Raw genomic sequence first — 25,190 nt, 5'->3', positions numbered from 1 at the left:
GTACGGCGCGGATACGGCCTGAGGACGACGCCTGCGGCTGGGTGGCCACGTAGTGTGAGCGTTATGGACGCGCGGTGGCGGAGCGTGCGGGTGCACCCGTTGGTGCTCGACTGCGTCCTGGCGAGCGTAATCCTGCTGGGGAACGGGTTGTCGCTGCATCAACGTCGGCACGGCGAGGAGTTCCTGACTCTGTCCGGGTCGTTGCTGATCATCGCCGGCGCCGTGTTCATGCTGCTGCGGCGGCGGGTCCCCGTGGTCGCGTTGGCGCTGACCACCCTCGTCGGGGTCACGTACACGATCACGCAGCAGGCCAAGAGCCCGATCGGGCTGTTCATGGCGTGCGCGGCGTACACAGTGGTGCAGCGGACGGAACGGCGAACCCGCGCAGCTGCGATCGTGTCGGTGGTAGCTGTGACGGTTGTCGCCGCCGCTGTGTACACCGACGGCGAACTGTTCGCGAACCTGGTCAACGGGCTGGTCGTGCTGGTCGGCGCGTGTATCGGCGAAGCCACGCAGTACCGGCGTGCGTATCTGCGGGAGCTGGAGGACCGAGCGGTCCGGGCCGAGCAGTCCCGGGATGAGGAAGCGCAGCGCCGGGTGATCGAGGAGCGGCTGCGGATTGCACACGAGCTGCATGACGTCATCGCTCACCACATCGCGCTAATGAACGTCCAGTCCGGTGTCGCTGCGCACGTACTGCGTAGTCAGCCGGACGAGGCCGAGCGAGCGTTGGCGTTGGTCCGCTCCGGCGGCCGCACTGTGCTGCAGGAGCTCACCGTTCTCCTCGGTGTACTCCGCCGCTCCGGCTCTCCCCTACCGACCGCACCGACGCCGTCCCTGCTCGAACTGGGCGCTCTGATCGATTCCTTCACTGCAGCAGGCGTCGAGGTCGACTGGGTCCCGCCCGACTCCATCGGCGACCTCCCGGACGTCATAGAACTCACTGCCTACCGCATCGTCCAGGAGTCCCTCACCAACGTGCTGAAACACGCGACCGGTGCGGCCGCCAGAGTCCGCCTCACCTGCTCCACCGACGCCCTCGCAGTCGACGTAACCGACACCGGCGGAACCGCAGCTGGCCGGCAGCTCGGTGCGGGTCACGGGCTTGTCGGTATGCGGGAGCGAGTTGCCGCCGTCGGCGGACAACTGACGACAGGGCCGGAGCCGGGCGGCGGGTTCGGCGTACATGCTGTTCTTCCTCTCGAGACGGGAGTTGTGGGTGACGATCCGGGTGCTGCTGGCCGACGACCAGACGCTGATCCGCAGCGGGTTCCAGGTGCTGGTGAATTCAGCACCCGATTTGGAGGTCGTTGCTGAGGCCGCGAACGGCCGGGAGGCGGTCGAGCTGGCCCGGACCGAGCGGGCCGACGTGGTGCTGATGGACATCCGGATGCCCGAGATGGACGGTCTCGCGGCGACCCGGCTGATCACCGCGGACGAGGCGCTGGCCGGCGTGAAGGTGCTGATCCTGACCACGTTCGAGGTCGACGAATACGTGTTCGACGCGATCCGCGCCGGTGCAAGTGGCTTCCTCGGCAAGAGCGTGGAGCCGGCCGAGCTGATCGACGCCATCCGTGTGGTCGCGCGCGGCGACGCCCTGCTGTCCCCCAAGGCGGTCCGCGGCCTGATGAACCGCTTCCTGGCCGAACCGCAGACCGGACAGGACATCGGCCCGTCGGTGCTCGACGTACTGACCGAACGCGAGCGCGAGATCGTCGGCCTGGTCGCGCTCGGCCTGTCCAACGAGGAGATCGCCGTACGCCTCGTCCTGTCGCCGTCGACCGCGAAGACCCACGTCAATCGCGCCATGGTGAAGCTCGACTGCCGTGACCGTGCGCAGTTGGTCGTACTCGCCTACCAGACCGGACTGGTTCGCCCCGGCGCCGTCGTACCGCAGACGCAGTAGCCCGTACGGCGGACGCAGTACGGCGAGGTGCCTGCGGCTGGCCGACGCGAGTGACGGAGCGCGGCCGGAAGCATCGGCTGCATGGCTACCTACCTGTACCGGCTGGGCCGGTTCGCGTTCCGCCGTCGCCGGCTGGTGGTTCTGGTGTGGCTGGGGCTCCTGGCCGCCGGCATCGCCGGCGCGGCCGCCCTGTCCGGCCCGACTGCCAACGGCTTCTCGATCCCAGGCACGGAGTCGCAGCGGGCGGCGGACCTGCTCCAGGACCGGTTCCCGCAGGCAGACGCCGACAGCGCGACCGCCCGCATCGTCTTCCAGGCGCCACCCGGCCAGAAGCTGACCGACGCCGCGAACACCGCGCAGGTACGCCAGACCCTCGGCCGGATCGACCACGCGCCACAGGTCGCCCGGGTGACGGATCCCTTCACCGCAAAGGCGATCTCTGCCGACGGCCGGACCGGCTATGCGCAGGTGACGTACGACGTCACGGCGCAGGAGGTCACCCCCGAGGCGCAGGAGGCAGTAGCCAGCGCCGTGGAACCGCCGCGCTCAGCCGGGCTCACGGTCGAGTACGGCGGCGACGCCATGCAGCCGCAGGACAGTCAGAGCCTGACCGAGGTGATCGGGATCGGGGTGGCCGCCGTCGTCCTGCTGATCACCTTCGGCTCGCTGATCGCGGCGGGCCTACCGTTGCTGTCAGCAATCATCGGGGTCGGCATCGGGGTGACCGCGATCTCGGCCGCCAGCGGGTTCATCGACATCGGCTCGGGTACGCCGATCCTCGCGCTGATGATCGGTCTCGCGGTGTCGATCGACTATTCGCTCTTCATCATGTCGCGGTACCGGCACGAGCTGAGCACCGGACTGGAACCGGGCGAGGCGGCCGGCCGCGCGGTCGGCACGGCCGGCTCCGCGGTGGTGTTCGCCGGACTGACCGTGGTGATCGCGCTGGCCGGGCTGTTCGTCGTCGATATCCCGTTCCTGACCCAGATGGGCCTGGCCGCCGCGTTCACCGTCGTACTCGCGGTGGCGATCGCACTGACCCTGCTGCCCGCGCTGCTGGGATTCGCCGGACGCCGCGTGCTCGGCGGCCGGATCCCGGGTCTGCGGGCCGGTGATCCCGAGGCAGCCGGTCGGGTCTCGGCCGGACGTCGATGGGGCCGCTTCGTCACCCGCCGACCCGTGGCGGTGCTCCTGGTGACCGTGATCGGTCTCGGCGCGCTGGCGCTCCCGGCGACCGATCTCGAACTCGGGCTGCCCGACGACAGCACCGCGGCACCCGATTCCACCCAGCGCAAGGCGTACGAGCTGCTCTCCGAGGGCTTCGGCGCCGGATTCAACGGGCCGCTGATGGTCGTCGTCGACGCCGGCGCGTCCTCCGACCCTGCGGCTGCGGCGGCGGCAACGGCAACCGCCGTACGTGGGCTGCCAGATGTGACTCTGGTGACACCGCCGACCTTCAACCCGGCTGGGAACACGGCCTTGCTGACGGTGATTCCGGCAACCGGTCCGAGTGCGACGCAGACGCACGACCTGGTCAAGGCGATCCGGGCGATGCCCGACGCAGGTGGCGCGGAGGTGTCCGTCACAGGCGCGACCGCGGTCAACATCGACATCTCGGACAAGCTCGGCGGTGCGCTGGTGCCGTACCTGTCGCTGATCATCGGGCTCGCATTCCTGCTGCTGATGCTGGTGTTCCGGTCGGTGCTGGTGCCGTTGAAGGCGACCCTCGGGTTCCTGCTGACCGTCGCGGCGACGTTCGGAGCGGTGGTCGCGGTGTTCCAGTGGGGCTGGCTGGCCGGGCTGTTCGGGATCGAGGGCCAGACCGGTCCGGTCATCAGCATGCTGCCGATCTTCCTGATCGGCGTGGTGTTCGGGCTCGCGATGGACTACCAGATCTTCCTGGTGACCCGGATGCGCGAGGAACACGTCCACGGCGGTACGCCGCGAGCCGCCGTCGTCGACGGGTTCGCCCACGGCGCCCGGGTGGTGACGGCGGCGGCCGTGATCATGACGGCGGTCTTCTCCGGCTTCATCCTGTCCGGCCAGACGCTGATCCGGGAGATGGGCTTCGGCCTCGCGCTCGCCGTCGCGATCGACGCCTTCGTCGTCCGGATGACGATCGTCCCGGCCGTGATGGCCCTCCTCGGCCGCCATGCCTGGTACCTCCCGCGCTGGCTCGACCGCCTCCTGCCGAACGTCGACATCGAGGGCGAGACCCTCCGCCGCAACCTCCCGCCCGCCCCCGACCCGCGCGAACCCGAACTAGCCTCCCGCTGACGCCGCCTTTGCGGAACGCCGTGACGGCGGCCACTGACAGCAGGCCGCGGGGACCGGATCATGGCGGCCATGTGGCGCGAGATCATGAAGTCGAAGGTGCACCGGGCGACGGTGACGCAGGCGGACCTGCACTATGTCGGATCGTGCACGCTCGACGCGGATCTGATGGACGCGGCGGATCTGCTGCCCGGCGAGAAGGTGGACATCGTCGATATCACCAACGGGCAGCGGCTGTCGACGTACCTGATCGAGGGGCCGCGCGGGTCCGGGGTGGTGGGGATCAACGGCGCCGCGGCGCACCTGATCCACCCCGGTGACCTGGTCATCCTGATCGCCTACGGGATGTTCGGCACCGCCGAGGCGAAGGGCTTTGAACCGAGCGTAGTCTTCGTGGACGAGCACAATGCGATCACTCGTATCGGCTCCGACCCCGCCGAGGCGCTGCCCGACAGCGGCACGCTCCGCGGCGACCAACTGCACACCCCGCGTTGAGACGAGGACTGGTCGACGATGACCGAGAACACCGCTGACACTTCTGCACCGAAGACCGCTTCCCACGACAACGAGCCGAGCCAGAAGCTGCGCGCGTTCATGAACTCGGGGTGGGCCGACTCGGAGCGGCACGATCTCGCGCTGAGCGACGTCGGCGTGTGGGCGGCGAAGCGGCGGGATGCGCTCTCGCAGGCGTTCCCGGGCGAGCGCCTCGTCATCCCGGCCGGCACCTACAAGGTCCGCTCGAACGACACCGACTACGTCTTCCGCCCGCACACCGACTACGTGTGGCTGACCGGCAACCAGACCTCCGACGCCGTCCTGGTCCTCGAGCCGAACGGCACCAGCGGCCACGACTCGGTCCTGTACTTCCGCCCCCGCGCCGACCGCTCGCAGGGCGAGGAGTTCTGGCGCGACCGGATGTACGGCGAGATGTGGGCCGGCCGGCGTCCTTCGCTGACCGAGACCGCCAAGGAGTTCGGTCTCGAGACGCGTCACGTCGACCAGCTCGCCGACGCGTTCAAGGGCGACGTACCGACCCGCGTACGCCGGGGCGAGGACGAGTCGATCGCTTCGCTGCTGAGCGGCGCCCGGATCGAGCAGCTGAAGGACGGGGAGTTCGCCGCGACGCTGTCGGAGCTGCGGCTGGTCAAGGACGCGTACGAGCTCGAGCAGCTCCGGGACGCGGTCGCGATCACGCACCGCGGGTTCTCCGACGTACTCGCGGAGATGGACAAGGTCCGGCAGTACGGCGAACGCTGGATCGAGGGCACGTTCTGGCGCCGGGCACGGGCCGAGGGCAACGATGTCGGCTACACGTCGATCGCCGCGGCCGGACCGCACGCGACCACACTGCACTGGATCGAGAACGACGGCCCGGTGAACGACGGCACGCTGATGCTGCTCGACATGGGCGTAGAGAACCGGCAGCTGTACACCGCCGACATCACCCGAACACTGCCCGTCAACGGTGAGTTCACCCCGCGCCAGCGCGACCTGTACCAGCTGGTGCTGGACGCGCAGAACGCCGGGATCGCGGCGCTCAAGCCTGGTGCGGCGTTCCGCTCCGGGCACGAGGCGGCGATGGAGGTCATCGTGCACGGCCTGGACGCGATGGAGCTGCTGCCGGTGTCGGCCGAGGAGGCGCTCGACCCGGAGAGCCGCCTGTACCAGCGCTACACGCTGCACGGCGTCAGCCACATGCTCGGCCTCGACGTCCACGACTGCTCCGCGGCCCGCGGCGAGACCTACCGCCAGGGCACGGTCGAGCCCGGCTACGTCCTCACCGTCGAGCCCGGCCTGTACTTCCAGTCCGACGACCTCACTGTCCCCGAAGACCTCCGAGGCATCGGCATCCGCATCGAGGACGACATCCTCATCACCTCAGACGGCGCCGAGAACCTCTCGGACGCTATGCCTCGCACTGTCGAGGGCCTACAGAACTGGATGGCGTCCTGACTCGAAGCGCAGGTGGGTGACGCCGCTGCCGGCCTCGACCACGCGGTCGCACTTAAGGTTCACCGGCGCACCCACCGAGCAGGTCGAACAGGCGGACGCCGTCGGTGACGAAGGTGAAGACCTTCGGCGCATCGGCGAGCACGGATCGACTACGGAACGGCCACCTGCAGGGCCGCGAGTTCGGCGCGGGCTTCGGAGGCGTGCGCGGGGTGGAGGGCGAGGGTGTAGGCGCGCTCGAACTCGGCGCCGATGTGTTCGAAGGCGTCGGCCGCTCGGAGGAGGGCGTCGAGGTCACCGGTGGACCGCGCGGTGGCTCGGGTGAGGCAGGCTGCGGCCCAGTTGTTCTCAGCTGCCTCCGGTGCGGTGGCGGCGAGGTACTCGGATGCGTCGGGCAGCCCGGCGACCACGGCGAGTTCCGCGGCGGCGGATCGGGCGTACGGCGCCCACCAACGCTCGGAGAAGTCTGCGAACGCGCGTCGTACGACGGCTGCCGCGTGCTGGACGTCCCCCAACTGTACGGCGACCCGTGCCCGCGCGAACGTGTACGGAGCAGCCAACCACGGCGCATCCTCCACGTCCGCGCACCGGGCGACCTCCAGCGCGCGCGATTGCCAGACGTCGAACAAGCCGTCGTCGCGCAGACCGTGCACCATCGCGGCCGCGGACAGGGCGGATGCCATCCACTCGATCGGCGGGGCGCCCGCGCCTTGCCAGCGTTCCCAGAGTGCGTCCGCGTGCTCCACGCAGGCGTCGAACTGCCCGGTCAGCGCGTAGACCCGGATCATTCGCGGCAGCGAGATGTACGGATGGTCGCCGACCGGATCGTCCGGCGCACCCACGGCTGCGAGCGCCGCAGGCAGATCACCGACGGCGGTCGCCGTGGTCGGCGCGACATGGAACGCGTCGATGATCTCGGCCGCGGCATACGGCTCGTGCCTCGGCAACGGCCCGACCAACCGCATCCGCTCGACGGCGTACGAGCGTGCGTCGCGCAGCCGTCCCGCGTTACCGGCTGCCACAGTCAATGCGTCGAGAGCGCCCGCGATCAGGACCGGATCACCGGTCCGGCGGGCCGCGGCGACGGCCTCCGCGGCGAGGTCAGGATCGGCGCCGATCCGTCGGCCGCCGTGCTCCCAGGCCTTGGCTGTCGCGAGCAATGCGCTCACTTGCGAGTCGCCTAGGCGCGCGCTGTCCACGGCCTGCTGGAGGAGCTCTTGGCTGCGCTCCTTTGACAGGTCGTACAGCGACCCGGTCGGATACCGGTTCGCTGCGATCACCGCCAGGGCCAGCATCGTGGCCCTAACGTTGCCATCAGCAACTGCTCGGTCGGCCGCGTCGAGGAGTAGCTGGACTCCGGTCTCCGCGTCCGAGATCGCCAGCGTGGCATCGGCAGCCGACCGCAGATCCAGCGCGGCGGCCACACCGTCGGGAGCACACTCGGCCGCCGACCGGTAATGGCCGATCGACTCCCGAAACTCACGCCTGGCAAACCCGAGATGCCCCAACGACCGCGCCAACCGATGCGCCACCACAACGCCCGCCGCCGTATCGCGCGCCGTCGGGTTGGGCGCAGCCGGATCGGGCGTTGCGGCGAGTGCGGCTCGGAGGTCGCCGGCTACCTCGTCGTAGGGCTGTTGCCAGTCGGGGGCGTCGAGGCGGGTCTCCAGAGCGGTGGCGGTGTCGGCGGCCCAGTGGAGCCAGCGGTTCTGGGCGGTGGCCAGTTCGTCCTCGGTCAGTTGGTCGCGGGCGAACTCGCGGATCGTCTCGAGCAGCCGCCAGCGCGAGCCCCGGCGTACGGCGAGACTCTTGTCCGTCAGCCGTCCGAGCAGGTCTGCCACCTCGCCCCGCCCGAGCTCCGGACTGGTCGCACTCGCGGCGTCCAGGTCGAAACCGCCGACATAGATGGAGAGCCGCCGGAACAGCAGCCGCTCCTGCTCGTCCAGCAGCTCGTGGCTCCACCCGATCACCGCGGCCAGCGACCGGTGCCGGGCATCCACACCGCGACCGCCTGCCAACAGCCGAAGTCTGTCGTCGAGCGCCGCCTGCAGACCGTCCGCTCCGAGCGAGCCGATCCTGGCCGCGGCGAGCTCGATGGCCAGCGGCATGCCGTCCAGCCGCGCGCAGATTTCCGCGAGATCGTCGGTCGATGCGGTGAAGGCCGGGTCGACGGCCAGCGCCCGGTCGGTAAACAGCTCGATCGCGGCGTCCAGCGGCGGCAGCAGCACAGTCGCCTCCGCCGGAACACCGAGCCGCTCCCGGCTGGTCGCGAGAATCGTCACCTCGGGACAGGTGCGGAGCAGTCGTTCCGCGAGTACGGCGGCCTCGTCGACCAGGTGCTCGCAGTTGTCGAGGACGAGCAACCACCGGCCCTGCTGCAGGTGCTCGATCAGGACCTGCTCGAGACTCTGCGGCGGGCGTTCGGTCAGCCCGAGCGCTGTCGCCACCGCTCTCGTCACCAGGCCGTCCCGAACAGGTACCAGGTCGACGAACGCGCCGGCAGCGCCCACCTCGGACGCGACGACGGCAGCCAGCCGCGTCTTGCCCATGCCGCCAGGTCCGAGCAGGGTCACCAGGCGGGACTGCCCGAGCGCCGTACGGACCGCCGCCGTCTCGGTAGAGCGCCCGACAAAGGTTGTCCGGCCGGCGGGCAGCCCCGTCATCCCCGGAGCGCGCTGTGATCCGGCCAGGTCGGCGAGTTCGCGGCGGTCGGTGACGCCGTACTTGCGGAGCAACGACGAGACGTGGCTCTCGACCGTGCGCACGGAGATGTGCAGGGCACGGGCGATCTGCGCGTTCGACCGGTGACCGGCCAACGCCTCCAGTACTTCGGCCTCGCGCGCGGACACCTCGTTCACGCGCCCCATCATGACCGATCGACAGGCCCGCCGGACTGGATCGGGCCCGGGAGCAGGCGCGCGAGCACGCGGGAACCAGCGCGGGATCAGGTGCTGAGCGGGAGGTCGACGCGGTGGTGCGGCCGGTGGTGGGTCCGTGGTGGATCCGTGGTCGGCACGGATGTGGGTCGCGGGTCGCCGGCGCGAGGGTCGTCGTACCAGAACAAACTCTTGGAGGCAGCGATGAGTACGGCGACGACGACAACGCGCAGGGTCCGGCCGGGCGTGGTGGTGCTGTGGGTGGCGCAGGTGGTGCTGGCGGCGATGTTCGTGATGGCGAGCCTGCCGAAACTGACCGGGGACCCGGTCATGATCGAGCTCTTCGACGCGGTCGGTGCCGGTCAGTGGTTGCGGTACGTGGTCGGTGTGCTCGAACTGGCCGGAGCGATCGGGCTGCTGGTACCGCGGTTGTGCGGTCTCGCCGCGCTCGGTCTGACGATGCTGCTCGTCGGTGCGTCGCTCACCAACATCGTCGCGCTCGGTACGTCCCCGGCGATTCCTGTCGGCTACCTGCTGGTCGCAGCCGTGATCGCCTGGTTCCGGCGGGATTCGATCCTGACGGGGGCTCGACGGCTGGTGCGGCGATGACGATCGCGGCCTTCGACGGACTCCTGACCCGGCCGGGGGATGCGGACTACGACTCCGGCCGGGCCGTCTGGAACGCCATGGTGGATCGCCGGCCGGCCTTGATCGCGCGCTGTGCGAGTACGACGGACGTGGTTGCGGCACTGCGCTACGGCCGCGAGGCCGGGCTGGCGATCGGGGTTCGCGGCGGCGGGCACAGCTTCCTCGGACTCCCAGTGGTGGAGGACGGTCTGCTGCTCGACCTGTCCGCGCTGAACTCGGTCCAGGTCGACCCGGTCCGCCGCCGGGCCCGGGTCGGCGGCGGCGCGCTGCTGGGCGCACTTGACGTCGCCAGTCAGCGGTACGGGCTCGCGACGACGGCCGGCAACGTCTCGCACACCGGCGTCGGCGGGCTCACCCTCGGCGGCGGCGTCGGTTGGCTGGCTCGCGCGCACGGGCTGACATGCGACAACGTCTCGGCGTACGAACTGGTCACCGCGGATGGCGCCGTACTGCGGGTCAGCGCGACCGAGAACCCGGACCTCTTCTGGGCACTGCGCGGTGGAGGCGGGAGCTTCGGCGTCGTCACCGCCTTCGAGTTCCAGCTGCATCCCGTTGGGACCCAGGCGCTCACCGTCGACCTGTTCTATGAGCTGGACGAAGCCGGTACGGCGCTTCGCGGCTGGCGGGACCTGTTCGCGGACGCGCCGCGGCAGGCCACACCGGTGGCCAGGATCGGCCGGCGGGACGAGTACGGCGGACGCCTGATCGCGAGCATCGGTTATGTGTGGGTCGGCGATATCGAGGAGGGACGGCGGCTGCTTCCGGCGTACGAAGAGATCGGCACACCGGTCGGTCGACGGATCACGGAACTCAGCTACCTGGACCTGCAGACCCAGTCCGACGACGATGAACGCCACGCCCTCCGTCGCTACTGCAAGGGCCACTACCTACGGTCCCTGCCGGACGCTGCCATCGACGCATTCCTTGCCTCGGACAACAATCCGGGAGCGCGGTTGACGCTGTGCGGCGGCGCCGTCGGCGACGTGCCGGACGCCGAGACGGCGTTCAGCCATCGCGATGCGCTGGTCGAGTTCACCACCGGCGACGACTGGACCGATCCCGGCGAGGACGAGGCGCGCATCACCGCGGCGCGAACCTACTCCGCGGGTCTCGAGCCATACACCAGCGGCAGCTACGTCAACACCATCGCCGACGAGGATCCCGCCGCCGTGCACCGCGCCTACTCCCGCGAGAAACTCGTCCGGCTACACCAGATCAAGCACACCTACGACCCCGACAACACCTTCGCCCAAACCCCGCTACACCGCTAAGCCGCTGCCAGATGTGCCGGAGGTAGAGCGGTGCGGGAGGTGCGGACCAGCTCCGGCCGGCCCGGGGGTGGGCCGGCCGGTGGGGTGTGGCTACCAGATCCGGACCCGTTCGTCCGGGGCCAGCCACATGCCGTCGCCTTCCTGCACGTCGTACGTGGTGTGGAAGACGTCGATGTTCTTCACGACGGCGTTGCAGCGGAACTCCGGCGGCGAGTGCGGGTCGATGGTCAACCGCCGAGCAGCTTCCTCCGGCCGAGTCTTCGTGGCCCACGCGTGTGCCCACGCAGCGAAGAAGCGCTCGCTGCCGGTTTCATCCGGCTCGGCTCCTGCCTGGGACAGCTCGTAGGCCACATAGGCGATCGACAGGCCGCCCAGGTCGCCGATGTTCTCACCGAGGGTGAGCTTGCCATTGACCTTCTGGCCGGGCGTCTCGGCCGGCTCGAGGGCGTCGTACTGCGCGACGAGCTTGTCGGTGCGCTGCTCGAAGGCGGCCCGGTCCTCGTCGGTCCACCAGTCGTTGAGGTTGCCGTCGCCGTCGTACCGAGAGCCCTGGTCGTCGAAGCCGTGGCCGATCTCGTGCCCGATCACCGCGCCGATCGCGCCGTAGTTGGTCGCGTCGTCGGCGTCGAGGTCGAAGAACGGCGGCTGCAGGATGCCGGCCGGGAAGACGATCTCGTTCATCCGCGGGTTGTAGTACGCGTTGACCGTCTGCGGCGTCATCTTCCACTCGTTGCGGTCGACGGGCTGACCGAGCTTGGCCAGGTCCCGGGCCGTCTCCACCGCGACCGAACGGCGCACGTTGCCGAACAGGTCGGCCGGGTCGACGTCGAGGGCCGAGTAGTCCTTCCACTCGTCCGGGTACCCGATCTTCGGCACGAAGGCGCCGAGCTTGTCGAGCGCCCGCTGCCGGGTCTCCGGGCCCATCCAGTCCAGCGCGTCGATCCGCTGCCGGTACGCGGCGACCAGGTTCTGCACCAGGTCGACCATGCGGGCCTTCGCGGTCGGCGGGAAGTGCTCGGCGACGTACAGCTTGCCGAGGGCCTCACCCAGCGACTGCTCGACGGCGCCGACGCCCCGCTTCCAGCGCTCGCGCAGCTCGGGCGCACCCGTCAGGGTCCTGCCGTAGAAGGCGAAGTTCTCGTCGACGAACACCTGGCTCAGCAGCGGCGCCGCGCTGTGCACGATCCGCCAGCTCAGCCACTCCTTCCACCGATCCAGCTCGACCTCCTGCAATGCGGCCGCGGCGGCGGTCAGGAAGTCCGGCTCGCGGACGACGACCTGCGCGAACGCACTCTCCGGCACACCTGCCCCGGCCAGCCACGTCGACCAGTCGAAGCCGGGCGTGAGCTCCTCGAGCCCGGCCCGGTCGAGCTTGTTGTAGGTCAGCTGAACGTCCCGGTCCTTCACCCGGTCCCAGTGGCCGTCGGCGATCCGGGTCTCCAGCTCCAGGATCCGCGCCGCTGACCCGGCCGGGTCAGGCAGTCCGGCCAGCTCGAGCAACTTCGCCACGTGCGCGACATACGCCGCACGGATCTCGGCGAAGTTGTCGTCGTGGTAGTACGACTCGTCGGGCAGGCTGAGGCCGCCTTGGGTCAGGTGGACGATGTTCTCGTCGGACTTCTTCGCGTCGGCGTCGACCCAGTAGTGGAAGACGCCAGGAACACCCTGCAGCTCGAGCTGCCCGAGGACCGAGACCAGGCCGGTCAGGTCCTTGGCGTCCCGGACCAGCGCAAGCTGGTCGGCGATCGGCTCGGCGCCGAGCTGCTCGATCGTCTCGGTGTCCATGAAGCTCGTGTAGAGGTCGGCGATCTTCCGCGGCTCGCTGCCCTCCGGGTGGCCGGCCGCTGCGGTCTTCTCGACGATCGCCCGGACGTCCTGCTCGGCGGTGTCCCAGAGCGCGTGGAACGCACCGTGGATCGCCTTGTCCGCGGGAATCTCGTGCTCAGCCAGCCACGTCCCGTTGACGAACCGGTACAGGTCGTCCTGCGGCCGCACCGCGTCGGCCGGCCCCGAGCTGTCGATTCCTGCTGTCATCCCTGACCCCTTCGTCCCAGTTCTAGTTGCTGCCAGCGAACATACCCGGTTCGCGATCAGGCCGGTCTGAACTATCCACAGGAGCCGGCCGTTCTCCCAGGTAAAGAACACGGATCAGGGAGGACCCCGCCAAATGCCACACCTCGTCCGTCGACTCACCACACTGCTCGCCGTGCCCGTCGTACTGCTCGGGCTCGTCAGCACCTCGGCAGCGACCGCTGCCCCAACGACCTCGTTCCCGACTCGGATCGAGCTGCCCGACGGGTTCCAGCCCGAAGGCATCGCGATCGCGCGCGGTACGGCGTACTTCGGCTCGCGTGCCGACGGGGACATCTACGCCGCCGACCTACGGACCGGACGCGGCAAGGTGATCAGCCAGGGCCCGGGCACCGGTTCGCTCGGGATGAAGGTGGACCGCTTCGGCCGGCTGTTCGTCGCCGGCGCCGCCGGTGGGAACGGCCGGGTGATCGACACCCGAACCGGCAAGGTCCTGGCCAGCTACACGTTCACCACCACGACACCGACGTTCATCAACGACGTCATCCTCGGCAAGGACGCGGCGTACTTCACCGACTCGCAGCAACCCGTCTTCTACAAGGTGTCGCTCCACCGGCTGAACGCGAAGCCCCAGACCATCCCGCTCAGCGGCGACTACCAGCACCTGCCCGGCAACAACGCGAACGGCATCTCGCTCACGCCGGACGGCCGTGGGCTGATCATCGTGCAGTCGTCGACCGGCTTCCTGCTCCGGGTGGACCCGCGCACCGGCGTGGCCCGGCGGATCGACATCGGCGACGCACTGATGACGAATGGCGACGGGCTGCTGCTCATCGGCCGCACGCTGTACGTCGTCCAGAACCGCTCGAACCAGATCTCGGTCATCACGCTGAACAAGTCCGGCACCAAGGGCACGGTGGTCGACCAGCTCACCAGCCCGGACTTCGACGTACCCACGACGGTCGCCGCCTTCGGGAACCGCCTGTACCTGCCGAACGCCCGCTTCTCGACGCCACCGACTCCGACCACGCCGTACTGGGTTACCGCCGTGAGCCGTTCCCGAGTGCGGTAGATCGTCCTACCTTGATCGCGGAGGAAACATGAACAAACGCACCATCACAGCTGTCATCGGGCTGTCGGCACTCCTGCTGGGCGGCATCACCACGTCGTCCGCCGCGGCTGCAGCCCCGCCGGGCCCCACTGTCGTGAAGCACTCCGTCGACGAGGGCCACTGCGACCAGATCCGCTTCCTGACCCCGTCGGCGCAGTAGCTGGGAGTAGCCAGTCAGCCGGCAGTGCGGAGGTTGCCTCGGGCCGCGGCCTTGAGGCGGCTTCCGCACGACAGGCGCACGGAGTAACCGGCCGGGATCGACAGCGGCTCACCGGTCTGCGGATTGCGGCCGGTGCGCGGAGCCCGCATCACGCGCTCGATGCTGAGCAGGCCGGTCAGCGACACCTTGTCGCCGCGCTGCACAGCCTCGGTGACGACGTCGCCGAGGGCGTCGAGGACCTTCTCGGCCTGGTTGCGCGGGATGCCCGCCTTGTGTGCCACGCCGGCGATCAGCTCATTCCGGTTCACGGCTCTCCTCCGACTCGGTTCGACTTCCGAGCGGCACCTTAACCGAAATGAATTTCGTTAGCGAGAACGTATCCGAATATCGGTCAGAGACCGTCGCGGTCGTGCCAGTGGTTCTGCCAGCGAGCGTCGATGGCGTCACCGGCGAGCTGGTACCGGATGTCCGTCGACAACCGTAGCTCGCTCGACACGTTGTCCAAGGCGGCATGCACTGTGTGCGCGGTGTGGATGACCACGTCCCCAGCCGCATAGTCGGTGACCAGCCAGTTGGCGTCGTACTCCGTCGCCAGGGCGGGCAGGTCCGCCGTGATGGATGCTGCAGGCCGCTTGAGTCGCCCAGCAGCCTCGTCCTCGAGCACTCGGTGGTGGCTGCCCTGCAGGTAGGTCAGTCCGCCGCGGCTGACCGGGCAGTCCCCCAGTGGGATCCACGCGGACAGCACCTTGTCAGTCCCGTCACGCAGGTACACCAGGTCGTAGTGCGCCTGCGTCGCAGTACCGATGCCGTTCTCGCCCGGTGCCGTTTGGCGGATGATCTTCCGACGGTGCAGAAACGGCTCCCCGCCGAGGAACCACTCGAACCAACCCTTCAACGCCGGCTGCGCACAGAACGCGGCGTACTCCGGCCCGGGCACGATCTCCTCGAACAGCACCTTCCGGTACGACGCCCTGTCCGTGGCGGCACGCGTCAACCCGAAGTAGTACTCGCGGAACTCCTCCACTACGGCAGGGTCGAGCAGTCCGGTCAGGAACAGGTACCCGTCCCGCTGCAACCGGGCCCGCAACTGCGCCCGATCACCACGCTCTTCCTCGGGTACGGCGACCAGTTGACCCAGCCGCTCCTCATCCAGCACATATCCGTTAGACGTCAGCACCCGCCCATTCCAGCCAACACCTGCAGCTAGCGGAATGGACAACAGTGCCGAGCTTCTTGGACTCTTGTGATGTGCTGGACTGGTCGATCTACCTGACTCCAGGTGCTATCGAGCGCCAACTTGGACTCTTCTGCCTCGGAGCGGGTGAGCAGACGCACGGCTCCGAGAACGCCAGAGAACGCGCCCTCGGCTGTCACGCCTTCGTCTGGCTGAAGGAGGGCCGCGGTCAGCTGCTGCACGGACCTGACCGTCAACTGCATGAGGTCAGAGCGCCTGCGATGCTCTGGCTCTTCCCCGGCGTCCTGCACGGCTACCGGCCGACAACGAGGTGGCGTCAGGCGTGGACCCTGTTCAGCGGCCCAGCTGTCGACGCACTCACAACACTCGGCCACCTGGATGTCAGCCGACCGGTCCGCCGCTTCGCTGACCCCCGTCCGGTCGACCGCGCATTCAGCCGCCTGCTGCGCGTCAGCACGCAGCACAACCCCGTGCAGCTCACAGGTGCTCTATACGACCTGATGGCGGCAGCTGCGACCACTACAGGTGATGACGTCGCCGCACAGCTCGCCGAGCTCGCCAGTACGCCCATGAGTGTTCAGGAATACGCCCTTGAGCTCGGGCTCACCGTGAAGGAGCTGCGCGACGCAGTACGGCGTACGACAGGCTCAACCCCACATGAACTGGTCCTGACCACAAGGCTCAGCACTGCAAAGGTTTTGCTCGCCGAAGAGGACCTGCCCGTCGCAGCGGTCGCCAGACGGGTCGGGTACGACGATCCGGCGTACTTCACCCGCTTGTTCACCGCCAGAGTTGGGATGTCGCCGGGCGCGTTCCGGCGATCTGGTTCGCTCTCGGGGCGGATTCCCTCCCTTTGAGGGAGGCGGTATCTACTTTCCGACGTGTAAAACCATTCAGTGGGGTGACGTGTCCGGGGCCGGACACCGATACGGTCGTGGGTATGAGTGAAACGCAGCCCATCGACCCGCGATACGCGAACCGGTCGCCCAAGTCGGCCGGTCGGCCGAAGAAGCGGCGCAACTGGTTCCTCCGGACCGTCGGACTGATCGTCCTGCTGTTCGTTCTCATGCTGATCGCGGTCCCGCTGTACGCGTGGAGCCGGATCGACAAGATCGACGCGATGCCGACCGGGCAGCGGCCCGCCGAGACCTCAGGTACGACGTACCTGATGGTCGGGTCGGACGCCCGCGAGGACCTCAGCCGGGCCGAGCGCGCCCGGCTGCACACCGGCGGCAACGCCGGGCCGGCGCGGACCGACTCGATCATGCTGATGCATGTGCCGAAGTCCGGGCCGACGGTGCTGATCAGCATCCCGCGTGACAGCGCGGTCAACATCCCCGGCGTCCAGGGCAAGCAGAAGATCAACGCCGCGTTCAACAAGGGACCGGCCCTGCTGATCCAGACGATCGAGAACAACACCGGGCTGCGCATCGACCACTACGTCGAGGTCGGCTTCGGCGGCTTCGCGTCGGTGATCGACAGCATCGGCGGGATCCAAATGTGTTTGCCAAAGGCAATGAACGACGACAAGGCGCATATCAACCTGCCGGCCGGCTGCCAGAAGCTCGACGGGGTGAATGCGCTGGGCTACGTGCGATCCCGGCATGCCGACGGCCAGAACGACTTCGGCCGGACCGAGCGGCAGCGGCAGATGGTCGGTGCGGTCGCGAAGAAGGCTGCGTCGCCGTCGACATTCCTGAACCCGGTGCGGTACTACAACGTCGCGACCAAGGGCGTCGACGCGCTGACCGTCGACAAGGACATGAGCCTGCTGGACTTCGTCCGGTTCGCACGCGGTATGCGAGCGATCTCCGGCAGCGGCGGCGTGGCGCTGAGCGTGCCGACCAGCGACGACAACTACCAGCTGTGCTGCAACCGGGGCGACGCCGTGAAGTGGGACACCAAGAAGGCCACGGCACTCTTCAACGCGATCAAGCAGGACAACACCAGCGGCCTGAAGAGCAGTTGATCTTCCTGGTCCATGCGGTGGTGAGCCTGGGCATGCTCATCGTCGTACCTCTCGGCCTCACACTGCTCCCGACGCGAACCACCAGCACCCGCTGGTGGTTCGCGTTCGCCGTTCCGGGCGCTGTGTCGCTCTGGCTGCCGCGCGGCCGCTTTGATGGCCTACCTGTCTGCAGACGGCTTGGCAGCTATCAGCGTCCCGCTGGGCACTGGGCTCGTTCTGCTTGGGTTCTTCCTCGGTGACCCCGTGGAGCTTGCGGGAGCCGTCGTATTGACCGCAGGGATGTGGTTGGTTGGCTGGAGTCTCTGGCGGCGCTCGCGGCGAGCTGACCGGAGTACTGCGGTCCTGCTCGTCGTGTCTGGTTCAGTGTTGGTCGTCACGATGCTGTTGGCCGTCAGTTGGGCACTGGGGCATGTGGTGAACACGCCGTACCTGCCGTTGGAGTGGATGGTTGCCACGCACGGTGTGGCGAATGCGGTTGGGTTTGGGTTGTGTGGCGTGCTGGCGATGTGGCGGGAAGGGGTCGGATGAGGCTAGAGGATCTGGCGGGGTTGCGGCTCACGTATGACGTTGTGGGGTCGACGCGGTACGTCGAGACGCCCGAGGGGTATCACCGGTTGGAGTATCGCCAGCGGATCGGGGAAGGGGATGAGGTGTTCCACCGGGCCGCGGATGCGTTGCTGAGTTGGCGGATGCAGCCTGCGGCCGGACTGCCGATGACTGCGACCGACGTACCTGCACAGATCGGCACGAACTCGCTGGGGCGTCTCGGAGCCGGACTGCTGATCGGACCGTCGCCACTCGACCGCATCGGCTTGCCAGTCCCCTGCCGAGTCGTGTGGACCGTCAACGAGCCGGACCGCATCGGCTTCGCGTACGGCACCCTCCAAGGCCACCCCGAGTCCGGCGAGGAGTCGTTCGTCGTCACCCGCGACCCCGACGGCATCTACTTCACCGTCCGCGCCTACAGCCGCGGCGCCACCTGGTACACCCGCCTGGCCGGCCCAGCCACCCGCAAAGCCCAGCACTACGCCGCCCGCCGCTACGCCAACGCCCTGCAACAGCTCGCAACGCCATAGCAAAGGCCCCGCAAGCTCATACCTTTGCGGGGCCGCGACCTTTGTACCCTGCGTGGCAACACCAGCGTTTGAGCGACACGCGAACAGTGGGCGACAACCCGGGGTGCGCAGTGGGGCGGGGTGCTGCGAAACTGTGGCGGGTGAGTCCTAAGACGTTGACGGATCTGGTGGCGCCGGACTGGGCCGATGCTTTGGCGCCGGTCGAGGACACGGTCGCGAAGATGGGTGAGTTCCTGCGCGGCGAGATTGCTGCGGGACGGGCCTATCTGCCGGCGGGTGAGAACGTGTTGCGCGCGTTCCAGCAGCCGCTGCAGCAGGTGAAGGTGCTGGTGGTCGGCCAGGATCCGTACCCGACGCCCGGACACCCGGTGGGGCTCAGCTTCTCGGTGGCTCCCGACGTACGGCCGATTCCGCGGAGCCTGGCGAACATCTACCGCGAGCTGATGGCGGACGTCGGCGTACCGGCGCCGTCCAACGGTGACCTGACGCCGTGGGCCGAGCAGGGTGTCCTGATGCTCAACAGAGTGCTGACCGTGCAGCCGGGCAAGTCCGGCGCGCACCGCGGCAAGGGCTGGGAGAGCGTCACCGAGCAGGCGATCCACGCACTGGTCGACCGCGGCGGCCCGCTGGTCGCGATCCTCTGGGGCCGCGACGCCCAGACGCTCAAGCCGATGCTGGGCAGCACGCCGTACGTCGAAAGCGCCCACCCGAGCCCCATGTCCGCGGACCGCGGCTTCTTCGGCTCCCGCCCGTTCAGCCGGGTCAACGCCCTCCTGGAGCAGCAGGGCGCCAGCCCGGTCGACTGGCGTCTCCCCTAGCCCTCAGCACGCTCGACAACGCGCCGGACCCACGTGGTCACGGCGCGTTTTCGTCTGTCAGAGGCAAATTTGTTCGAATGATGCATTGCAGGATCGTTCAACAATCTCCTATGGTGAGCGGAATCGCCCTGTCCCTCCGGGAGGAACCATGTGGGTTCTGCTCGCCATTGCGGTGGTGGTCGTCGGGTTCGCGCTCCGGATCAACTCGATGCTGGTCGTCACCGCGGCCGGGATCGTGGCCGGCCTCATCGGCGGCCTGTCTCCGGTCAAGATCCTGAACGCGTTCGGCGACGGCTTCGCCGGTAGCCGGTCCGTCACCGTCTTCATCGTCACTCTGCCCGTCATCGGTCTGATCGAGCGCTACGGCCTGCAACACCAGGCCCGCAAGCTGATCAGCAAACTCAAGGTCCTCACCACGGGCCGATTGCTGGCCCTCTACATGCTGATCCGGCAAGGCACCGCCGCGGTCGGCCTGACCAGCATCGGCGGCTACGCGCAGGCCGTCCGCCCGCTGATCCATCCGATGGCCGCCGGTGCGGCCGAGCGCAAGTACGGCAAGTTGCCGGAGAAGATGCAGGAGAAGATCAAGGGCTTCGCGGCCAGCGCCGACACCGTCGGGGTCTTCTTCGGTGAGGACATCTTCGTCGCGATCGGCTCGATCCTGCTGATCACCGGCTTCGTCGACACGACGTACGGCCTGAAACTCGAAGCGATCGACATCGCCGTCTGGGCGATCCCGACCGGTATCTGCGCGCTGCTCATCCACGGCTCGCGGCTGTGGCTGCTGGATCGCACGCTCGACAAGATGGCCGCTCAGGCCGACGCCGAGGCCGAGGACGAGGACGAGGAGGTGGCCCGGTGATCAAGGTCGAGTGGTTCTACTGGCTGTGCGGGATCTTCTTCCTGCTGATCGCGATGCAGGCCTTCACCGACCGGACCAACCGCAAGCGCCTCGGCAGCGCGGCGTTCTGGGGCATCCTCGGACTGTCGTTCTGCTACGGCACGTTCGTGGTGCACAAGCAGGCGCCGTCCTGGCTGCTCGGCATCGCGGTGATCGGTATCGCGGCACTCGCCGGCGCGGGCTTCCCCGGCCGCGGTCAGGAGCGTACGACGACGCCGGAGCAGCGGGCCCGCTTCGCCGACCGGTTCGGCAACAAGCTCTTCCTGCCGGCGCTCGTGATCCCGGTGGTCGCGGCGATCTTCGGCGCCTGGCTCGCCAAGGTGAAGCTCGGCAACGGCAAGCCCCTGCTCGAGACCGGCTCGGCCACGATCATCGGCCTCGGCGTCGCCTCGATCCTCGCGCTGGCCGTCGGCATGGTCCTGTTCCGGCCGAGGTCCCCCGCAGTACCGCTGCATGAGGGGCGACGGCTGCTCGAACACATCGGCTGGGCCGCGATCCTGCCGCAGATGCTCGCTACGCTCGGCCTGCTGTTCACGGCGTCCGGTGTCGGCAAGGCTGTCGGCCGCGTCACGGATCACCTGATTCCCAAGGGATCGCTGATCGCTGCCGTCGCCCTGTACTGCATCGGCATGGCGATCTTCACGATCATCATGGGCAACGCGTTCGCGGCGTTCCCGGTGATGACGGCCGCGGTCGGCTGGCCGTTGCTGGTGCAGCAGTTCCACGGCACACCGGCGGTCGTGTTCGCGGTCGGCATGCTGGCCGGCTTCTGCGGCACGCTCTGTACGCCGATGGCCGCCAACTTCAACCTGGTTCCAGCAGCCCTATTGGAGATGAAGGATCAGTACGGGCCGATCAAGGCCCAGATCCCGACTGCGATCCCCTTGCTGGCTTGCAACATCGTCATCATGTACATCTTCGCGTTCTAAGGAGTGCTATGAAGTACGCCGCCGCCTGGGCCGACATCGCCTGCCAGGTGCTCGAGACTCCGTACCCGTACGGTTCCTCCCACGCCTCTCTCGGCCCGGACGACGTCGACGTGACGCCGGACCGCCTGTTCCCGGCCTTCCACGGGTCATATGACTGGCACTCCAGCGCTCACATGCAGTGGTCCCTGACGCAGCTGCTGAAGCTGGCACCGGAGCAGGTCGGCCAACGGCCCGCTGACCTGCTGGACCGGCGTCTGACGCCGGAGAACATCGCTGTCGAAGCCGCCTACCTCAAGGCCCGGCCAGGCTACGAGCGGCCGTACGGCTGGGCCTGGGCGGCCATGCTGGTCGCATCGGGCCGTACGACGAAGTGGGCGGAGGCGCTGGCTCCGCTCGGTGACGTGATCGCCGACCTGGTACTGGCGTGGTTGCCGAAGCAGGCGTACCCGGTGCGGCACGGCGTGCACCTCAACACCGCCTTCGCTCTCGCGTTGCTGATTGAGGCGTACGACGAGCTCGGCCGGGCCGACGTGGTGGAGGCCGCGAAGGCGCGGGCGGTGGAGTGGTTCGGGGGCGATACCGCTTATGACACACGGTTTGAGCCGTCCGGCACTGACTTCCTCTCGCCGGCGCTGTCGGAGGCAGAGTTGATGCGGCGGGTGCTGCCGGGTGGGGAGTTCAAGGACTGGCTGTCCGCGTTCCTCCCAGGACTCGGCCAGGAGGGTAGACATCAGGGCCTGCTCGAGGTGCCGGCTACCGATGACTCGGGCGACGGCCAACTGTCGCACTTGGCAGGACTGGCGCTGAGCAGGGCATGGCAACTGCGGACGCTGGCGCCCGCACTGCCGGAGGTTGCCGACGTACTGCGGGCCGCGGCGGACCGTCAGGTGGAGGCTGTGCTGCCTACGGTGACCGGCGGGGACTTCATGTCGACGCACTGGCTGGTGTCGTTCGCGCTCCTAGCCGATCAGGCGTAGACGTACCGGTCCAGCTTCGCCATAGCTGCGCGTAGCGCCCACCGGCGGCCAGCAGACCCGCATGTGTTCCTGACTCGACCACCCGCCCCTGGTCGAGCACAACGATCCGGTCTGCCTGCTCAGCCTGCGTCAACCGGTGCGCGACGACCAGGGTGGTCCGGCCGACAGTCGCGGCTGCGCTGGCTCGCTCCAGCTCGCGTGCGCCCGCGCTGCCCGCTTCCGCCGTCGCCTCATCCAGCACAGCAACCGGCGGATCAGCCAGTACCAGGCGCGCGAAGGCGAGTTGCTGCGCCTGCGCACCGGTCAACTGATGACCGTTCTCACCTACGACCGTCTCCAGGCCTTCTGGCAGCGCACGTACCCACCCCAGTGCCTCGACGCGGTCCAGCGCCGCTTCCACCTCGTCAGCCGTCGCAGCAGGTCGTGCTAGCCGTACGTCCTCGACCAGTGGGCCGGAGAAGACATGCACCTCTTGGCTGAGCAGCGCGACCTGGGCGCGGGTCCGATCGTCGCCTAGGTCGCGGATGTCGACGCCGCCAAGCTTCACGGTGCCGGCTGACGGCGCCAGAACGCCTGCTGCAATAGCTGCCAGCGTGGTCTTCCCAGCACCGCTCGCCCCCACCAGTGCGACTCGTTCACCTGGTTCGAACCGCAGCGAAACCCCGCTAACGACCTCCGGACCGTCGTAGTTGTGGGAGATGTCAACGAGCTCGAGCGATGCGTCGGCAGGCCCGGGACCGGCGGGCGGTTCCGGGGAAGCTTCGATCTCGAGTACGCCGGCCAAGCGGGACATACCCGCGGCAGCAGTCTGGATCTGGTCGAACTCCATCAGTACGACGTTGACCGGGTTGAACAACCGGTGGAAGTACAACGCCGCCGCCGTCACCGCGCCCACCGTCACCGCATCCGCACGCACGAGGAAGAATCCGGTCACGAGGATCGCCGTCAGCCCGGTGAACTCCGCATGGTTGATCCGCGCCGAGAAGAAGCTGAACAGCCGGAACACCGTGATCGAGATGTCTCGCGCCGTCCCCGACGTCTCCCGGATCTTCTCCAACTGCCGGTCCTCGAGCCGGTACGCGCGGACCGTCGCACTCCCTCGAAGCGACGCGATGATCGCCTCGGACCGCTCGCCCAGCGCCACCCGCTCCTGCTTGTAGTACGGCGCCGACCGCCGCAGATACCACCGCAGCGCAAGGAAATACATCGGTACGGCGAGCATCCCGGCCAGCCCGAGCCGCCAGTCGAGCGCGAACATCCCGCCCACCGTCAGCACGATCGTCAACGCCGCACCGAGCACCGACGGCCCGACCTCGGTCAACGCCGACGCGACCGAAGCCACGTCGTCACCGACCCGCGAGAGCAGGTCACCCGTCCGCACCTTCTCCAGCACCGGCGCGGGCAACTGCAGCACCCGATCGAGCACCTTCTCACGAATCCGCGCCAGCACGGTCTCACCGACCCGCGCCACCAGGGTCACGCCAAGCGCAGTCAGTACGCCGGACACCACCGCCGCCACGCCGATCATGACCACCACGCGCACGATCGCGGACCGGTCACCGCCACCCGAGATGTCGTCGATCAGCCGGCCAAGCGCCCACGGCGCAACCAGCCCGGCCGCACTGGCCCCGGTGATCACTACAGCCGCGAGCAAGGACAGGACCGGCAGCCGCCGGATCTCCCGCCACAGAACGGACCACGTCGCGCGCGGACCAGCAACAGGAAGCAGGTTCATCGCAGTACCGCCTCCTGATAGACCACGTCCGACGAAGCCAGCTCCGAATGGATGCCCTCAGCAACCACGTGCCCCTCGTCGATCACCACTACCCGACCCATCTTTCCCAACAGCGCTGGGCTGCTCGTCAACACCAGCGTGGTCCGGCCTCTTCGCTCCTCGGCAAGTCCCTCCGCCAGCGATTCCTCGGTCACCGCATCGACCGCAGTACTCGGGTCGTGCAGCACGAGCAGTGGCGGCTCGGCCAGTAATGCGCGCGCCAGACCGAGTCGCTGGCGCTGCCCGCCCGACAGAGCCTGGCCGCGGTCGGCGAGTGGACGGTCCAGCTCTTCGATGAGGTCGGCGGCGCCGGCTGCGGTCATCACGCGCTCCAGGCCGCTCTCTGCCAGGAGGTTGGTGCGCAGCGTGCCTTCGAAGAGGTCCGTCTCGTGGCGCTCCAGCAACACGGTTCGCCGCAGCAGATCAACGTCCAGCTCTTCCAATACGGTGCCGCCGACGAGCACCGTGCCGGTGTGCTCTGGAGCCCTGCCGGCCACGACGTTCAGGAGGGCGTCCGCGTCGCGGGGGTCGTAGCAGAGGACGCCGACGGACTCACCCGGCCGCAGCACAAGGGATATCGACGAGAGCGTGCCGTGCGAAACGCCTTCCAAGGTGAGGAGGGGCTTCGTGGTGTCGATAGCTGTCGAGGTGCCAGTGACAGTCTGGGGAGGCGAAGAGAGGACAGCCGCGAGGCGACCGGCTGATGCGCGGGCTCTGGCGAATATCTGGCTTGCGTAGCCCAGTGTGCCGACCGGCTCGGCGATGAACTGGGCCAGCCCGACCACGGTGATCAGTTCGCCGATCGTGATCCGGCCATGCAGTGCGAACCACCCAGCTACCCCAGCAACAGCAGCCAGCAGCAGACCGCTCAGCGCGGTTGTCACGCCGTCCTGCAGTCCGTTGGTCGATGCCGCACGCAACGTTGCGCGCAGAGTGTCCTGGCTGGAGTGCCGGTAGCGTGCAGCCGCGTTGTGCTGTGCCCCGATCCCCCGCAGCGTCCGCAGTCCACTGACCAGGTCCGTAGCCAGCGCAGTCGTCTCCGCGACGGCAGCCTGCTGACTCGAAGTACGACGGGTCAGCAGCGGCGACATCGCCTGGATCCCCAGCACCAGCAGCGGTACGCCGATCAGCACCCCGAGCCCCAGCGGTACGTCGACCAGCAGCAAGGACACCGACGACACGATCAACGCCGTACACGCTGCTGCACCAACGGAAAGGCCCCGCATCACGGCGGGTTCACACGGTCCTCGCAACACCTCAATTTGAGGAGTTGCGAGGGCCGTGTCGTTTTCGGCGGAGTGTGCTGGTCTGCTGCGGCTGGTTG

General features: G+C 68.4%; 23 protein-coding genes. 17 read left to right on the top strand and 6 right to left on the bottom strand.

Annotated features, from left to right (window positions below; translation table 11 throughout):
* The first annotated feature begins 63 nt into the window (after positions 1–63).
* The 5 genes from EV645_RS42695 (at position 64) to EV645_RS14305 (ending at position 6,133) form a co-directional block, all read left to right on the top strand.
* Positions 64–1,317, top strand: a complete 1,254-nt coding sequence (locus EV645_RS42695; RefSeq protein WP_130443890.1) for a sensor histidine kinase — start codon at positions 64–66, stop codon at positions 1,315–1,317.
* Positions 1,220–1,906, top strand: coding sequence for a response regulator transcription factor (locus EV645_RS14320; protein ID WP_130443888.1), 687 nt, complete (start codon positions 1,220–1,222; stop codon positions 1,904–1,906). The genes EV645_RS42695 and EV645_RS14320 overlap by 98 nt, the downstream gene beginning before the upstream one ends.
* A gap of 81 nt (positions 1,907–1,987) precedes the next feature.
* On the top strand, positions 1,988–4,183 hold the full coding sequence (locus EV645_RS14315) for an MMPL family transporter (RefSeq protein WP_130443886.1): 2,196 nt from the start codon (positions 1,988–1,990) through the stop codon (positions 4,181–4,183).
* Between the two features lie 69 nt (positions 4,184–4,252).
* Entirely contained in the window at positions 4,253–4,675 is a 423-nt protein-coding gene (gene panD, locus EV645_RS14310; RefSeq protein ID WP_130445385.1) for an aspartate 1-decarboxylase, read from the top strand.
* 18 nt (positions 4,676–4,693) lie between these two features.
* Positions 4,694–6,133: an aminopeptidase P family protein gene (locus EV645_RS14305; protein WP_130443884.1), complete on the top strand. Its 1,440-nt coding sequence runs from the start codon at positions 4,694–4,696 to the stop codon at positions 6,131–6,133.
* A gap of 149 nt (positions 6,134–6,282) precedes the next feature.
* On the opposite strand, the gene EV645_RS14300 is transcribed toward EV645_RS14305, so the two are convergent.
* Entirely contained in the window at positions 6,283–8,988 is a 2,706-nt protein-coding gene (locus EV645_RS14300) for an ATP-binding protein (RefSeq protein ID WP_198681630.1), read from the bottom strand.
* Between the two features lie 222 nt (positions 8,989–9,210).
* Between EV645_RS14300 and EV645_RS14295 the strand changes: the two genes are divergently transcribed.
* Together EV645_RS14295 and EV645_RS14290 are read left to right on the top strand one after the other, a co-directional pair.
* Positions 9,211–9,615, top strand: coding sequence for a DoxX family protein (locus EV645_RS14295; RefSeq protein WP_130443880.1), 405 nt, complete (start codon positions 9,211–9,213; stop codon positions 9,613–9,615).
* A complete protein-coding gene (locus EV645_RS14290; protein WP_130443878.1) occupies positions 9,612–10,925 on the top strand; it encodes an FAD-binding oxidoreductase in 1,314 nt (437 codons plus the stop codon). Before EV645_RS14295 ends, EV645_RS14290 begins: the two co-directional genes overlap by 4 nt.
* 90 nt (positions 10,926–11,015) lie before the next feature.
* On the opposite strand, the gene EV645_RS14285 is transcribed toward EV645_RS14290, so the two are convergent.
* Positions 11,016–12,959 (bottom strand): M13 family metallopeptidase, encoded by a 1,944-nt coding sequence (locus EV645_RS14285; RefSeq protein WP_130443876.1) that lies wholly within the window; start codon positions 12,957–12,959, stop codon positions 11,016–11,018.
* A gap of 133 nt (positions 12,960–13,092) precedes the next feature.
* Here EV645_RS14285 and EV645_RS14280 point away from each other — a divergent pair, with 133 nt between their 5' ends.
* The gene (locus tag EV645_RS14280) at positions 13,093–14,028 is read left to right on the top strand and encodes an SMP-30/gluconolactonase/LRE family protein (protein ID WP_130443874.1); all 936 of its coding nucleotides are present in this window, start codon (positions 13,093–13,095) and stop codon (positions 14,026–14,028) included.
* A 28-nt stretch (positions 14,029–14,056) separates the two neighbouring features.
* Positions 14,057–14,227 (top strand): hypothetical protein, encoded by a 171-nt coding sequence (locus EV645_RS41860; protein WP_157997068.1) that lies wholly within the window; start codon positions 14,057–14,059, stop codon positions 14,225–14,227.
* Positions 14,228–14,241: 14 nt separating this feature from the next.
* Here EV645_RS41860 and EV645_RS14275 read toward each other — a convergent pair whose 3' ends face one another.
* The gene (locus EV645_RS14275; protein WP_130443872.1) at positions 14,242–14,535 is read right to left on the bottom strand and encodes an HU family DNA-binding protein; all 294 of its coding nucleotides are present in this window, start codon (positions 14,533–14,535) and stop codon (positions 14,242–14,244) included.
* An 83-nt stretch (positions 14,536–14,618) separates the two neighbouring features.
* Complete coding sequence (locus EV645_RS14270) at positions 14,619–15,404, bottom strand: phytanoyl-CoA dioxygenase family protein (protein WP_130443870.1); 786 nt, start codon at positions 15,402–15,404, stop codon at positions 14,619–14,621.
* A 71-nt stretch (positions 15,405–15,475) separates the two neighbouring features.
* Here EV645_RS14270 and EV645_RS14265 point away from each other — a divergent pair, with 71 nt between their 5' ends.
* The 8 genes from EV645_RS14265 to EV645_RS14230 all read left to right on the top strand — a co-directional run bounded on the left by EV645_RS14265 (position 15,476) and on the right by EV645_RS14230 (position 22,092).
* The gene (locus EV645_RS14265) at positions 15,476–16,279 is read left to right on the top strand and encodes a helix-turn-helix domain-containing protein (RefSeq protein WP_130443868.1); all 804 of its coding nucleotides are present in this window, start codon (positions 15,476–15,478) and stop codon (positions 16,277–16,279) included.
* 83 nt (positions 16,280–16,362) lie between these two features.
* Positions 16,363–17,391: an LCP family protein gene (locus EV645_RS14260; protein ID WP_130443866.1), complete on the top strand. Its 1,029-nt coding sequence runs from the start codon at positions 16,363–16,365 to the stop codon at positions 17,389–17,391.
* 153 nt (positions 17,392–17,544) lie between these two features.
* The gene (locus EV645_RS14255; protein WP_242000412.1) at positions 17,545–17,919 is read left to right on the top strand and encodes a YndJ family transporter; all 375 of its coding nucleotides are present in this window, start codon (positions 17,545–17,547) and stop codon (positions 17,917–17,919) included.
* Complete coding sequence (locus tag EV645_RS14250; protein WP_198681629.1) at positions 17,916–18,467, top strand: DUF1990 family protein; 552 nt, start codon at positions 17,916–17,918, stop codon at positions 18,465–18,467. The genes EV645_RS14255 and EV645_RS14250 overlap by 4 nt, the downstream gene beginning before the upstream one ends.
* Positions 18,468–18,607: 140 nt before the next feature.
* Positions 18,608–19,285, top strand: a complete 678-nt coding sequence (locus tag EV645_RS14245; RefSeq protein WP_130443864.1) for a uracil-DNA glycosylase — start codon at positions 18,608–18,610, stop codon at positions 19,283–19,285.
* A 148-nt stretch (positions 19,286–19,433) separates the two neighbouring features.
* Complete coding sequence (locus tag EV645_RS14240; protein WP_130443862.1) at positions 19,434–20,147, top strand: DUF969 domain-containing protein; 714 nt, start codon at positions 19,434–19,436, stop codon at positions 20,145–20,147.
* Positions 20,144–21,115, top strand: coding sequence for a DUF979 domain-containing protein (locus EV645_RS14235; RefSeq protein WP_130443860.1), 972 nt, complete (start codon positions 20,144–20,146; stop codon positions 21,113–21,115). The genes EV645_RS14240 and EV645_RS14235 overlap by 4 nt, the downstream gene beginning before the upstream one ends.
* Before the next feature lie 8 nt (positions 21,116–21,123).
* On the top strand, positions 21,124–22,092 hold the full coding sequence (locus tag EV645_RS14230) for a DUF2891 domain-containing protein (RefSeq protein WP_130443858.1): 969 nt from the start codon (positions 21,124–21,126) through the stop codon (positions 22,090–22,092).
* On the opposite strand, the gene EV645_RS14225 is transcribed toward EV645_RS14230, so the two are convergent.
* Both EV645_RS14225 and EV645_RS14220 read right to left on the bottom strand, forming a co-directional pair.
* Positions 22,040–23,827, bottom strand: coding sequence for an ABC transporter ATP-binding protein (locus EV645_RS14225; protein WP_130443856.1), 1,788 nt, complete (start codon positions 23,825–23,827; stop codon positions 22,040–22,042). The two genes, EV645_RS14230 and EV645_RS14225, sit on opposite strands and share 53 nt — an antisense overlap.
* Entirely contained in the window at positions 23,824–25,092 is a 1,269-nt protein-coding gene (locus EV645_RS14220; RefSeq protein WP_277877030.1) for an ABC transporter transmembrane domain-containing protein, read from the bottom strand. Before EV645_RS14220 ends, EV645_RS14225 begins: the two co-directional genes overlap by 4 nt.
* Positions 25,093–25,190 lie beyond the last annotated feature (98 nt).

The organism is Kribbella rubisoli, assembly GCF_004217145.1.
In the GTDB taxonomy this organism is placed as follows: domain Bacteria; phylum Actinomycetota; class Actinomycetes; order Propionibacteriales; family Kribbellaceae; genus Kribbella; species Kribbella rubisoli.
Note: the sequence above shows the minus strand (reverse complement) of the source record. Positions and strands in the feature narration are given on the sequence as shown.

What these genes read in the sequence shown, in the direction of transcription:
- EV645_RS14225 (WP_130443856.1), bottom strand. Translation starts at nt 23,827, where the DNA reads ATGAACCTGCTTCCTGTTGCTGGTCCGCGCGCGACGTGGTCCGTTCTG.
- EV645_RS14230 (WP_130443858.1), top strand. Translation starts at nt 21,124, where the DNA reads ATGAAGTACGCCGCCGCCTGGGCCGACATCGCCTGCCAGGTGCTCGAG.
- panD (WP_130445385.1), top strand. Translation starts at nt 4,253, where the DNA reads ATGTGGCGCGAGATCATGAAGTCGAAGGTGCACCGGGCGACGGTGACG.
- EV645_RS41860 (WP_157997068.1), top strand. Translation starts at nt 14,057, where the DNA reads ATGAACAAACGCACCATCACAGCTGTCATCGGGCTGTCGGCACTCCTG.
- EV645_RS14250 (WP_198681629.1), top strand. Translation starts at nt 17,916, where the DNA reads ATGAGGCTAGAGGATCTGGCGGGGTTGCGGCTCACGTATGACGTTGTG.
- EV645_RS14260 (WP_130443866.1), top strand. Translation starts at nt 16,363, where the DNA reads ATGAGTGAAACGCAGCCCATCGACCCGCGATACGCGAACCGGTCGCCC.
- EV645_RS14315 (WP_130443886.1), top strand. Translation starts at nt 1,988, where the DNA reads ATGGCTACCTACCTGTACCGGCTGGGCCGGTTCGCGTTCCGCCGTCGC.
- EV645_RS14305 (WP_130443884.1), top strand. Translation starts at nt 4,694, where the DNA reads ATGACCGAGAACACCGCTGACACTTCTGCACCGAAGACCGCTTCCCAC.
- EV645_RS14295 (WP_130443880.1), top strand. Translation starts at nt 9,211, where the DNA reads ATGAGTACGGCGACGACGACAACGCGCAGGGTCCGGCCGGGCGTGGTG.
- EV645_RS14280 (WP_130443874.1), top strand. Translation starts at nt 13,093, where the DNA reads ATGCCACACCTCGTCCGTCGACTCACCACACTGCTCGCCGTGCCCGTC.
- EV645_RS14285 (WP_130443876.1), bottom strand. Translation starts at nt 12,959, where the DNA reads ATGACAGCAGGAATCGACAGCTCGGGGCCGGCCGACGCGGTGCGGCCG.
- EV645_RS14240 (WP_130443862.1), top strand. Translation starts at nt 19,434, where the DNA reads ATGTGGGTTCTGCTCGCCATTGCGGTGGTGGTCGTCGGGTTCGCGCTC.
- EV645_RS14255 (WP_242000412.1), top strand. Translation starts at nt 17,545, where the DNA reads ATGGCCTACCTGTCTGCAGACGGCTTGGCAGCTATCAGCGTCCCGCTG.
- EV645_RS14290 (WP_130443878.1), top strand. Translation starts at nt 9,612, where the DNA reads ATGACGATCGCGGCCTTCGACGGACTCCTGACCCGGCCGGGGGATGCG.
- EV645_RS14220 (WP_277877030.1), bottom strand. Translation starts at nt 25,092, where the DNA reads ATGCGGGGCCTTTCCGTTGGTGCAGCAGCGTGTACGGCGTTGATCGTG.
- EV645_RS42695 (WP_130443890.1), top strand. Translation starts at nt 64, where the DNA reads ATGGACGCGCGGTGGCGGAGCGTGCGGGTGCACCCGTTGGTGCTCGAC.